9 protein-coding genes and 1 pseudogene are annotated in these 12,213 nt (G+C 41.9%); 6 read left to right on the top strand and 4 right to left on the bottom strand.

Annotated features, from left to right (window positions below; all coding sequences use genetic code 11):
- Positions 1 to 2 precede the first annotated feature (2 nt).
- Positions 3 to 1,484: pseudogene (locus C3F22_RS03445) on the bottom strand (TolC family protein).
- A 358-nt stretch (positions 1,485 to 1,842) separates the two neighbouring features.
- On the opposite strand from C3F22_RS03445, the gene serC reads away from it, so the two are divergent.
- A complete protein-coding gene (gene serC / locus C3F22_RS03450; RefSeq protein ID WP_004784653.1) occupies positions 1,843 to 2,925 on the top strand; it encodes a 3-phosphoserine/phosphohydroxythreonine transaminase in 1,083 nt (360 codons plus the stop codon).
- A 599-nt stretch (positions 2,926 to 3,524) separates the two neighbouring features.
- Here the strand turns inward: serC and C3F22_RS03455 are convergent.
- Positions 3,525 to 4,457: a hypothetical protein gene (locus tag C3F22_RS03455; RefSeq protein ID WP_004784650.1), complete on the bottom strand. Its 933-nt coding sequence runs from the start codon at positions 4,455 to 4,457 to the stop codon at positions 3,525 to 3,527.
- 248 nt (positions 4,458 to 4,705) lie between these two features.
- Between C3F22_RS03455 and C3F22_RS03460 the strand changes: the two genes are divergently transcribed.
- The gene (locus tag C3F22_RS03460; protein WP_004784649.1) at positions 4,706 to 5,191 is read left to right on the top strand and encodes a YaiI/YqxD family protein; all 486 of its coding nucleotides are present in this window, start codon (positions 4,706 to 4,708) and stop codon (positions 5,189 to 5,191) included.
- 15 nt (positions 5,192 to 5,206) lie between these two features.
- Positions 5,207 to 6,100 (top strand): DMT family transporter, encoded by an 894-nt coding sequence (locus tag C3F22_RS03465; protein WP_004784646.1) that lies wholly within the window; start codon positions 5,207 to 5,209, stop codon positions 6,098 to 6,100.
- Between the two features lie 20 nt (positions 6,101 to 6,120).
- Here C3F22_RS03465 and C3F22_RS03470 read toward each other — a convergent pair whose 3' ends face one another.
- On the bottom strand, positions 6,121 to 6,684 hold the full coding sequence (locus tag C3F22_RS03470) for a PilZ domain-containing protein (protein ID WP_004784643.1): 564 nt from the start codon (positions 6,682 to 6,684) through the stop codon (positions 6,121 to 6,123).
- 26 nt (positions 6,685 to 6,710) lie between these two features.
- Here C3F22_RS03470 and C3F22_RS03475 point away from each other — a divergent pair, with 26 nt between their 5' ends.
- The 3 genes from C3F22_RS03475 (at position 6,711) to C3F22_RS03485 (ending at position 11,169) form a co-directional block, all read left to right on the top strand.
- The gene (locus C3F22_RS03475) at positions 6,711 to 7,946 is read left to right on the top strand and encodes a lipoprotein-releasing ABC transporter permease subunit (protein ID WP_004784642.1); all 1,236 of its coding nucleotides are present in this window, start codon (positions 6,711 to 6,713) and stop codon (positions 7,944 to 7,946) included.
- A complete protein-coding gene (gene lolD / locus C3F22_RS03480) occupies positions 7,939 to 8,622 on the top strand; it encodes a lipoprotein-releasing ABC transporter ATP-binding protein LolD (RefSeq protein WP_104425883.1) in 684 nt (227 codons plus the stop codon). The genes C3F22_RS03475 and lolD overlap by 8 nt, the downstream gene beginning before the upstream one ends.
- A gap of 84 nt (positions 8,623 to 8,706) precedes the next feature.
- Positions 8,707 to 11,169 carry a DNA internalization-related competence protein ComEC/Rec2 gene (locus tag C3F22_RS03485; protein ID WP_104425884.1) on the top strand — a complete coding sequence of 821 codons (2,463 nt, stop codon included), beginning with the start codon at positions 8,707 to 8,709 and terminating at the stop codon, positions 11,167 to 11,169.
- Here the strand turns inward: C3F22_RS03485 and C3F22_RS03490 are convergent.
- Positions 11,158 to 12,132, bottom strand: coding sequence for a lysophospholipid acyltransferase family protein (locus tag C3F22_RS03490; protein WP_005236707.1), 975 nt, complete (start codon positions 12,130 to 12,132; stop codon positions 11,158 to 11,160). The two genes, C3F22_RS03485 and C3F22_RS03490, sit on opposite strands and share 12 nt — an antisense overlap.
- Positions 12,133 to 12,213 lie beyond the last annotated feature (81 nt).

Consider the following 12,213-nt stretch of genomic DNA (forward strand, 5'->3'; position numbering starts at 1 on the left):
CATTAACGAATATAGTGGGTGTTGGCGTGTTGCATATAGTTTGGAAATTCAACAATTGAGCCATGGCTCTGTAATAAGGTCGCGAGAGATACTACATATTTATAAGCGTTTAATGCCATTTCTGCCTTTAAACTGCTGAGCATGTTTTGGGCATCGATGACCTGAGTGGCTGTCCCGACATCTTCCTTAAAGGATAATTCCTGAATACGCAGATTTTCCTGAGCTGCTTTCAGATTCTGCTGAAGTAGAGCATCACTTTGCTGGGCGCTGACTGCTTCACTAAATGATTTATAAATCAGGTTTTCAATCTCCTGCTGGGTACGCGCCGTCATGAGTTCAGCGGCATAGCGTTTTAGTTCAGCAGCCTGAATATTCTTGTTTTTATCAATACCTGAGAACAGATTATAACGTGCTGCAACCCCTACAATCCAGTTTTGATGTTGATCCAGACTATATTCACCAAACGCAAAAACATTTGGCTTTTTAGCGGCCTGCTGAGCTTTGACATTGGCTTTGGCCAGCTCGGTATCCATCTACATTTTTTTGATCAGAGGAGAGTTCTGGCTAAAACTGCTGAGCAGAATATTCACATTTTGTGGTTCAGCACGATTCACAAACAAAGGTGTGCTTAGCTCGGTGATATTGCTATCCAGCAACAGGTTATTCAGCTGAAATAGGGCAGCATTCAGATTGGCTTGGGCATTTTGTTGTGCGCGTTCAGCATTATTGCGTGCTACTTCAAACTGCATGCGCTGGCCTTTGCTAATAAAACCCTGCTGTTCCAGTTTTAGGGCATTACGATAATGTTGTTGCATGGCATTTGAATTAAAAAGTGCCGAATCCAGTAACTGTTTTTGTAGTTGAACATTAAAGTAAGACTGAATCAGCTCAAAACGCTGCGTATCCTGTTGCTGCTGATTGCTAAGTTTGCTACGTCCTGACTGAATATTGGCAATTTCTTTGGCACTACGGGTGAGGCCTCCGGTATATAGTGGCATCATCACGGAAACAGTGGGACGAATCACCTGATCTTCAAGGACTACATTAGACGTATCCGGAATCAGACCTACTCCGCTATGAATAGTATTGTTGAGTCCTTCCCGCAGTGGATCGGTAATACCTGCGGGTAGATCCACACCATTACTGGCTTCCCACTCATTAAGCCGGCCATTTACACCTTGAGAGAGTGAATTTTCCAGATTATTTTTAAACTGCTTTAATGGAATATCGACTTTACTATGAAAGGCATAGGCACGAACATTCAGGTCAACACGAGGTAGGCCAATACCTTTAACCGCTTCTGCTTCAAGTTTTGACGCTTGCTCCAGACTTTGAAAAGCCTGGCTACTATAGGAACGTTGCAACAATTGTTGTTCTGCATCCTGAAAGCTGATGCTTTGTGCATAAGCAAAACTGCCATACATCATGGATGCAAGCACAGTCAGACCCCAGCAGACACATTGTTTATTTTTCTTCATATTCATAAAGTGGTAATGTAAAAGTCACATTAATTCAGTCTAAGCTGCATTATAAATCAAGTGCTTGCAGTGCAGGGATGGGTTAAGTTGTAGTATTGTTGTAATTCGAAGCGATTTACTTCTCCAGTTTCAAGTTGATAGTTCTAAGCATTGAATGAGATTGAATATTTTTACCTAGGCAATTTCTCATAAATGAAATCACAAGGTTAGGGTAAAAAATCAAAGGTATTCAAATTATCCTCCGAATCTAGATTGGTTTTTTGACTCTATCTTCATTCTTGGATAGAAATAATTTTGTGCAAGCGGCGTCCAGATATGGTTAAATGCCATCATTTTATTGTGTTTCACTCTGAAAGGAAAAATCATGCGCGCGTACAACTTCTGTGCTGGTCCTGCTGCATTACCTACTGCCGTACTTGAAAAGGCTCAAGCTGAAATGCTTGACTGGCAGGGCAAAGGTCTTTCGATCATGGAAATGAGCCACCGTAGTGCAGACTATGTTGCAGTTGCGGAAAAGGCAGAAGCAGACCTTCGCAAGCTCATGAATATTCCTGAGAACTATAAAGTACTGTTCTTGCAGGGTGGCGCATCTTTGCAATTCTCGGCAATTCCATTGAACCTGCTGGGTAAAAACAACAAAGCTGACTATATCCGTACCGGTATCTGGTCTGAAAAAGCATTGAAAGAAGCTAAACGCTATGGCGACATCAATGTGGTTGAAGCAGGCATTAAAACTGAAGATGGTAAATTGGCGATTGCTGATCAAAGCACTTGGAATCTTTCTGATGATGCCGCTTATGTGCATTATGCAGATAATGAAACCATTGGCGGTCTGCAATTTGCCCATGTGCCAGAAACTGATAAGCCACTTGTATGTGATTTCTCTTCAAGCATTTTGTCTGCACCGATTGATGTTTCTAAATTCGGTCTGATCTATGCCGGTGCACAAAAGAATATTGGCCCTGCAGGTTTGACACTGGTCATTATTCGTGAAGATTTGCTTGATCAGTCAAAACCTGAAATTCCAAGCATCCTGAAATATGCAGATCAAGCGAAAAACGGTTCGATGGTCAACACACCATCAACTTATGCGTGGTATTTATCTGGTTTGGTATTCGAATGGTTACTGGAACAGGGCGGTGTAGAAGCGATTCACAAAGTGAACCTGCAAAAAGCTGAATTGCTCTATGGCTATATCGATTCTAGCGACTTCTATGCAAATCCGATTGCCAAAGAAAACCGTTCAATCATGAATGTTCCATTTACTCTGGCAAATCCTGAACTTGAAAAACAGTTCCTGCAAGACGCAAAAGAAAACCATTTACTTAACCTTGCCGGCCACCGTTCAGTAGGTGGTATGCGTGCCAGCATTTACAATGCCGTACCGTTAGAAGGTGTACAGGCATTGGTAAACTTCATGGATGACTTTGCTAAACGCAATGCTTAATCCTTGAGAATTAAAAAACCCGGCAATTGGCCGGGTTTTTTTATCATTTAATTCGGGTTAAAAAACAAAGTTATGTAAGATATAGCCGCAAATGAGCATACCCAATACGAAAAATAGGCATGACATCATATCAAGCTGATAACGCGAGCCAAGATGATGCTCAACCTGCTGTAAATTTTCTTCTTGAACGATTTTCATAGATATTTATTATCCGATCTATTTATCGTAAATGATTATTTGTTGATCGTATTTTTACCATAAAAAATTGATTAAATAAAGTACATTCTTAACTAAACTTCATAAAGTATTAATTTTATTTAAATAACTGGCCTCAATATATTCAGAAAAATAGGACTATTATATTAAGTCATTATTTTTATGATGTTTTTAATATGATTATTCAGTTGAAGATAACATTGAAAATGAATTTGTTTGAATTTAAATCTGTGGATAAATCTATTTTCAATGAATTCAAAATCCATTAATTCTGATTTTAATTTTGGATAAAAAATAATCAGAATTGAAAGAATATCGCAGTAAAATAAATAAAAAACAGGAGGCTCATATAAAAATATGAGCCTCCGATCTGGATATTCAGCTTAAGCTGCTTTTCGATAGATATTGGCCTGAATCCACAGATTGCCCCGAATATATTGACCAATCTGGAAATCTTTATGCTTGTCATTGCGGGTGGCTACACGGATCAAGGTAGCCGGCTGGCCTTCATCATGAATCAGGGTGACATCATACAGCGTGTAGTCTTGATCCATAAACTGCATTGAAGTTTTACCGACAATATTGCCCTGAAACCAGGCTTCATCTTCCTGACCCATGGTCTCACCATACAGATAAGCGACCATTTTGGAGAAATCGACCGTTACCGGTTCTTTGTCTTCTTCAGATTTCGGCTCCCAGGCATCGATCTGTTCCTGTAAGTTATCTGGTGCAACACCATTATTTTCCGCAAGAATTGCATTCAGGGCACGGTGATGTTTGATAGAGGCAGGATCATCCACGACTAAATGTTCATGATCAGTCACCACTTCCAGTTCATAAGCCCAGGCATTTAAGTTGACGATATAAGACTGGTCTTTTTCATAATGCGACCGGTTGACGCTGTACAGCGTATCAAAGGCATAGATGATATTGTTGGCACCCAGATTGAGACGCAACACAGCTTGGGTATCGGATTTACAAGAAATAATCCGGTCAATCGTGGCTTTTACCTGGTAGGGGCTGTCAAAGCCTGGGAATGCAGTTTTCACAGCCTGCGGCTTGTTATTTTCTACGGCAATCACTTGGCTTAATTGTACCGCAGCTTTGCTCGGTCCCTGAATCAGCCAGGTGGTTTCATCCATATCGCATTCTTGTGTACACAGGCCCATCGGCATTACAGGTGCATCAAGGGCTTTGCCTAACCATTGGGGAACATCTGTGCCTGGGTTTTCAGTAAGCAAGGTCCAATGTTCGACATGACTACCGAAATTCTGATCATCAATAGTGATGATCTCTGGGCTATTCTGTTTTTTCATATGCACAATTGATCTTGGATGACTTATTTATAGTTAATCGAGGGTCATTTCGATTTTTCAAGTCACTCGAATGAATTTAAAAATTAAAATGCAAATCATGTGAAGTCAAATTTTTTTAGATTGTGGATAGCTGACTCATTTAATACGGCTGAGTTGAGTATTTAAATACCAGGATATTCAGAGAAAGAGCAGTTTTAAGCATCAACCTGCATCCTCTGATTTGCTACACTAGTCCAAATTTCTCCCTTATGGAAAGATGTGTGTTGCCATTCAAACTTTGGGTCGATGCAGATGCATTACCTCGTATTCTGAAAGATGTGATTATTCGTGCCTCCGATCGTTATCAGCTTGAAGTCACTTTTGTGGCCAATCAACCGGTAGGAATTACCCCGTCGATTCGCATCAATTCTATTCAGGTCATGAGCGGGGCAGATGCGGCAGATCAGGAAATTATCGATCGTATGAAAGAGCATGACATTGTGGTGACGCAGGATATTCCTTTGGCTGCTCAAGTCATCGAGAAAGGCGGTATAGCGATTCACCCGCGTGGTGAAATCTATACAGTGGCCAATGTCAAAGCACGTCTGCATTTACGTGATTTTATGGATACCTTGCGTGGTGCTGGTGTACAAACCGGGGGTCCACCGCCGATTTCTGAACGTGATAAGCGTGAGTTTTCCAGCTCTCTAGATCAAACCATTCAAAAACAGAAACGTAAAACTGCGATTAAATAAAGAACGAGATCAAGTATGCCCCCAAAAAGTAACCTGATGTTGACCTATGCCTTGCTGGTTTTCATCTGGTCCACCACACCACTGGCGATTGTCTGGAGTGTGGAAGATTTGCATCCGATGTGGGCATTGGCGATCCGGTTTTTTCTAGCACTTCCTTTAGCCTTAGTATTGCTGTGGTTATTTAAAACCAGATTACCGCTTGATCGTGTTTCCCTACATAGTTACTTGGCGGGTGCATGCAGTTTTATCGGCTCGCAAATTTTTACTTACTGGTCTACGGATTATTTAAGTTCTGGCATCATTGCCTTAATGTTCGGCTTGGCACCCCTCATTTCAGGCCTGATTGGGCGTTTTGTTTTTCAGATGCAGCTTTCGCTGAATCAATGGCTGGGGATGGGAATCGCTTTAACTGGACTTTCGGTGATCTGTCTAGGCGATGCAGATCAGCATATACAGCCAATTGGAATCGTGATCGCTCTGGTTGGGGTGTTAGTTTATTGCGTATCCATGTTCTGGGTGAAGAAAATCAATGCACCTATTGATCCTATGGCACAGGCGGCCGGTTCGATTGGTTTGTCAGTCGTTTTCTCTATCGGTATGTTGCCATTTATCTGGCAATACGCACCCACTGCTATGCCACATGCCAAGTCCTTATTTGGTCTGGTGTATGCGGTAATTATGGCTTCGCTGATTGCGATGTTCTGTTATTTCAAACTGGTACAGAAAATTAAGCCAACCACCTTATCTTTAACTACAGTTCTGACACCGATGCTGGCCTTGCTGGTAGGCGTATTATTGAATAATGAAAAATTGCCGCTTATTGCTTTGGTGGGTGTAGTAATTTTATTGTTCGGCTTAGTGGTATATTTCGCTAAAGAAATTAAGGCGAGCTATAAAGCCCGCCTTTAATAAAAAGATAGATGCCAGTCTTAAGCAAAGCTGGCTTTCACACATTCGCCCAGTTTGACGCGATCCTGAGGGTGCAGGGTAATAAAATAAGCGCCCGTACGATATTTTCCGTTTTCTTCTGCACGACTGTAGGCCACCTGAGCGGTTGCAGCGATGTGGAAGAAGTTTTCTGGGTGACTTAAAGTCACATGCAGATAGGTTCCTTCACTAATCGGCTGATCACTCAAGAAGCTAAAACCAGTCTCTGAAAAATTCACATGTTCCGGTACAGGTAACATGCTTTGTACAATTGCGTCATACAAAGAACCGGTAATAAGGTTTAATTTTTGGTTGAATAAGGATAAGATTCGAGCAATTTGTTGATCTTTTTCAGATAATTGTTCTAATTCGTAGTTAACAGCATGATCAAATTGATCTAGCTCTGCAAGTAGTAGAAAATAGCGGGGCAATACGAAATTAGCATCGTAAGGATCATTCAAGGCAACATCATCGGAAATAATCTGATAATTGATTCGTAAAGCAGCATCGATTCGAGACATGACTCGTCTTTCAGTGAATCCGTTTGGATGCTGTACATTTTCCATAATTTATTACCTCGGACTAGATGGTTATGTTCAAACCAATCTCGCTGTATATAGGGTTGAAATATACTCGCGCACGGCGTAGTAACCACTTCATTTCTTTTATCGCATTGGTCTCAATGATCGGTCTCACGCTCGGTGTAGCAGTCCTCATTACAGTTTTGTCTGTCATGAATGGTTTTGACCGAGAGTTGAAAAATCGCGTCTTGGGGATGGTTCCTCAAGCCACTGTTTCTTCAACGCAAATTCTAACAAATTGGCCTGAACTTGCAAAGCAGATTGAGCGGCATGAACACGTTCAAGGTGTGGCTCCGTTTACCCAGTTACAAGGGATGCTCACGGCTCAAGGGCAAGTTGCCGGAATTATGGTCAGCGGGATTGAACCAAAGTATGAGAAGAAAGTTTCGATCATTCAGAACCATATGGTCGAGGGTAGTATTGATAACCTGAAAAAAGGTGAATTTGGGATTGTTTTAGGCAAACAGATGGCGGATGCCATGGGCGTAGGCTTGAACGATAACATTACCTTGGTTCTGCCTGAAGCGACGCCTTCACCAGCGGGTGTCGTACCCCGTTTTAAACGCTTTAAAGTGGTCGGGATCTTCAGTATTGGTGCAGAAGTTGATTCGATGATGGGCTATATTGCTCTGAATGATGCTTCAACCTTGTTACGTCTGCCAGATGGTGCACAAGGCGTACGTATGAAGCTGGATGACATTTTTGCTGCTCCTCAGGTTTCTCAGGAAATTGTGCGTGATTTACCGGGTAACTTCTATGCCTCTGACTGGACTTATACCCACGGTAATCTGTTCAGTGCAATCCAGATGGAAAAAGCGATGGTCAGCTTATTACTATTCCTGATTGTTCTGGTTGCAGCATTTAATATCGTATCTTCGCTGGTGATGGTGGTCACAGATAAAAAATCCGACATCGCAATTTTACGTACTTTGGGTGCTTCACCTACCACGATTACCCGAATCTTTATGGTTCAAGGTACTGTGATTGGCGTAATCGGTACCTGTGCGGGCGCCATCCTCGGGATTATTGCCGCCACTAGCATCAGTAGTTTTATTGGCTGGTTAAACAATTCACTTGGCCTGAATATGTTCGATGCTTACTTCATCAACTACCTACCTTCTTATCTGCGCTGGCAGGATGTGGTTGTGATTGTAGGCCTGTCACTTGCCTTAAGTTTCCTGGCAACTATTTATCCAGCATTCCGAGCTGCTAAAATTCAACCGGCGGAGGCATTGCGTTATGAGTAATCTGGTTTTAGATGCCCAAAATATCGAGAAATCTTTTAAAGATGGAAAATCTACGGTTGATGTGATCAAAGGGATTTCATTACAGGTAACGGCCGGGGAATTTGTTTCTATTGTCGGTTCAAGTGGTTCCGGTAAAAGTACCTTATTGCATATTCTCGGAGGGTTGGATCGTCCTTCTGCTGGACAGGTGATGGTCAATGGTCGCCGTTTTGACAATTTATCTGAAGCAGACCGTGGCTATGTCCGTAATGAAAATTTGGGCTTTGTATATCAATTCCACCATTTATTGCCAGAGTTTACTGCGCTGGAAAATGTCGCGATGCCATTGATGCTGCGTAAAAGCGTCAAGTTTAAAGAAGCCAAACAGCAGGCAGAATACTTGCTGGAACGTGTTGGATTAACGCATCGTTTAACCCATCAACCTGGTGAACTCTCTGGTGGTGAGCGTCAGCGTGTAGCGCTTGCACGTGCTGTAGTCACCAAGCCGAAGTTAATGATGGCAGATGAGCCAACAGGTAACCTGGATCGTAAAACAGCCGATAAAATCTTTGAGTTGCTGACTGAATTACGTAGTGAATTCAATATGGCTATGCTGATCGTGACCCATGATGAACAATTGGCACATTCGGCAGACCGGATTCTACATATGCGTGATGGTCTATGGATGAATGACTAATTGCAGGAATAATCTTCTTTAATTGAAGCTCACTCCGGTGGGCTTTATTATTGCCTGCACATAATAATAAAAAAGAAAATTTTCATGTTGCAATGGCTGTGTCTGGGCTGGATTTTAGGTCTGGCCTGTATGGGAAAAAATTTCCTCAATATTCATTTAAATCCAATAACAGTCATATTTCTCACAGTACTTTGCTATCTGTGTGGTTTTAAATGTAATGCGATTCTGAAAAAGCCCTTACATAAAGGATTGCTGGTAGGCACCTGCATTCTAATCGGGATATTTTTGGGACATGGTTATGCCAATCAACAGCTCAGCCAACGGCTATTAAATGTTGAGCATGAAGTACAGCAAAAAGACATTATCGTTTATGTTAAACGCTTGAATAAACTCGGTGATCAATCTATACAGCAGCCTTTGGAAGTATTAAACCTCGATGGACGCACCGTGACCTGGATGGGTTTTCTATCTGTAAATCCTCTCAATACTTCACAACTATCAGCGAATCATGAAAATTTAAATACGCTTGAACTGGGTCAGTATTACCGGCTGCAAGGTCAGGTACGTCCTAATCACAGTTATGCAACGCCCGGTGCTTTTGATGCTGAAAAATGGGCACTGCAACAGAATGTGATGGCCGGTTTCCGGATCAAGCAGATAGAGCAACTTGATTCAGCTACTGTTTCTACACTGGGGCATAGTCAGTATATTCGAGAGCAAAGAGCTTTAACTCAGCAATTTCTACTTTGGGTAGAACAAAAACGGCTGCAATTAAGAGAGTTCATAGCAAAGCAACCTGTACAAAATAAAGGTCTGCTTCTGGCTTTGCTCACCGGAGATGAAAGCCTTTTAAATCCTGCAACTGAGCAGCAATTTCGACGTATGGGGATGAGTCACTTACTCGCGATTTCTGGCCCACATGTGCTGATCTTTGCCCTGATGGTCTGCTCCGTACTTCGATTATTCATTGCTCGAAGTATGCCTCAGCTTTATCTAAGATGGCCACGCCAGTATTTTCTGGCTTTGCCTTTTCTGTTTTGTGTGGTGCTGTACTGTGCCTTTGTGGGTTTTGAAATCCCGGCAATCCGCACTCTGCTGATCTGTATGATTGGCGTTCTTCTCATGCTGCTCCGACAAAATCTGCAGGCTTTAAAACTTCTGATTCTGAGCGCTGCCTTACTGTTATTCATTGATCCCTTTAGTATCTTGTCCGCGGCTTTCTGGCTGTCCTATGGGGCTTGTTTTGTATTGCTCAGAATTTATCAGACCATTCAACAGCGACCATCCGAGCAAAATCAGACAGCAATACAAAAACTGTATTTTGCAGCTAAAGTGCTGGTGGAATCACAGTGGAAAATCTTTCTCGCTTTATTTCCTTTAATGATGCTGTTTTTTAAGCAGATTGCTTGGATCACGCCGTTCAGCAATCTGGTCGCAATCCCTTGGATCGGTCTGCTGATTGTACCGGCCGATATTCTGGCAGCGATGATATTTTTTATCGCTGAACCGGTGTCAAGCATGCTATTTCAGCTTAATGATCTGTTGCTGAATATCCTATTGGGCTTCTTAAATCTGCTGGATCACTGGTTTAAACCGCAGTTAATACCAGTTGCGATGAATCTCTGGATGATTGGTCTATGCATCCTGTCTTTGCTGATTTTATGCTTACCACGTGGAGTATTACCAAAATCCTGGATAGCTGTCGCGGCGGTACCAATTTGTATTCCTCAATTCTATCATCCACCATTTCAGCTTTCAGTGCTGGACGTCGGTCAAGGACAGGCGATATTCCTTCGTCATGAAATCCATAACATGATGATCGATATGGGCGGTTATTATGATGAGGAAAAATTTAGTATTGGAAAGCAGGTAATCATGCCATTTCTGTCGGTACAGGGTGTTTCTCAACTGGATCAACTAATTTTAACGCATCTGGATCAGGACCATAGTGGTGCTTATCACAGCATTAAAGACCAGCTCAAGATTCAGAATATCTATGCCAATGAAGTGACCGACACTGCAACCGCTTCAAACTTTCAATTATGTTATCAGGGACAGCAGTGGCAATGGCAGAATGATCTGCAGATTAGGGTCATTGCACCAAAACTAGAACAATTAAATACCGCTAATTTCAATAAAAATGACCTGTCTTGTGTGGTCTATTTGCAGCTCAAAAATGCCTGGCCTTATCAAAGTTTTCTGCTAATGGGAGATGCAGGTTGGCAGACTGAATATCAGTTACTCAAAGACTATCCAGATTTAAAAGTGGATGTTTTGGTATTAGGCCATCATGGCAGTCAGCACAGTTCAGCTTATCAATTCTTGCAGCATTATCGTCCTAAACTGGCGATTGCGTCTGCAGGAAGATTTAACCGTTATGGTCATCCAAGTCAGTTGACTCAACAGCGTCTCAAAGAATTGGATATTCCTTTATTGACTACAGCCGAGCATGGTAGTTTGCATTTCTCTCAGCAAGGAACTCAAATCATTCTAGAAACTGAAAGAAGTCGCTGGAAATGGTTACAAAAACAAAATCTAACTGACTGATTCTACAGATAGTTTAACAGGAGCCGGATTAGAAGTTCTTAACTGGTTCACTTTGGACAAAGCTTGGTCATGATCAAGCTTATAAATATTTCCCAGATCTTCGTGAGCTCTAAAGCGTTTATAGCTCCAGTGGTAATGTTCAGGATGACGCTGAATTAGGTTTTCAATCGTGTTGATGATGATGCCTGTACCCTGATTAGCATCTCCCTGATAAATTTCTTCATCTATGGCTTCGATATGAATATCAAAGCCAGCATCCTCATTACGCAGGGCATAAAGGAACAGGGCACGAGCTTTAGTTTTCTGGATTAGCTTGGCGCTCAGATTACTGGTAGCTAGAGGAACACCAAAGTAAGGAATATATTCACCGCCAACGTTGGGTGTATGATCCGGCAGAATGACAGTAGTGCCACCTTGCTTCAATGCCTTGAAAATCTGTCGTACACCAGACTCATCTGTCGGCACCAGATTGGCCTGTTCGCGGCTACGAGCTGCACGTACAAACTGATCCGCTGCCTGATTTTTTACAGGCTTATACATGATGGTCATTGAAGTGAATTGTGCAATATAGGCATTCATGATTTCCCAAGTGCCAAAGTGCGGCACAATCAATACCAGACCTTTATTTTGTGCTAAGGCTTCATGTAGTAAATCTTCGCCTATAACTTTATGCACTCTCTCAATATTTTTCTGATTACTCGAACCCCAAATACTAAAAAATTCAAAATAAGACATCAGTTCATTGCGAATCGCAGCACGGGTAATCCGTTCTCTTTCCTGGTTCGACAGTTCAGACAAACTGATCTCAAGGTTCAGGCGAATTACATCAGAAGTTTTAGAAACCTTAAAAATATTAACGATTAAGGCAAGAATCCGCGCAATCCATCGGGAAACTGAAAGCGGTTGGCGGCTAATATATTTGAGTAAACCGTAAGCTGAATTCTTTGAGCTGCGTTCAGTCATTGAGTTGTAATATTGATAAAATAAAAAAGAATAGCATTTATTATAGGCGAAAACGGTTTCTTTAGACAGAATTACCCTTTT

Origin of the sequence: Acinetobacter sp. ACNIH1, assembly GCF_002934695.1 — a bacterium.
Classification (GTDB): domain Bacteria; phylum Pseudomonadota; class Gammaproteobacteria; order Pseudomonadales; family Moraxellaceae; genus Acinetobacter; species Acinetobacter variabilis.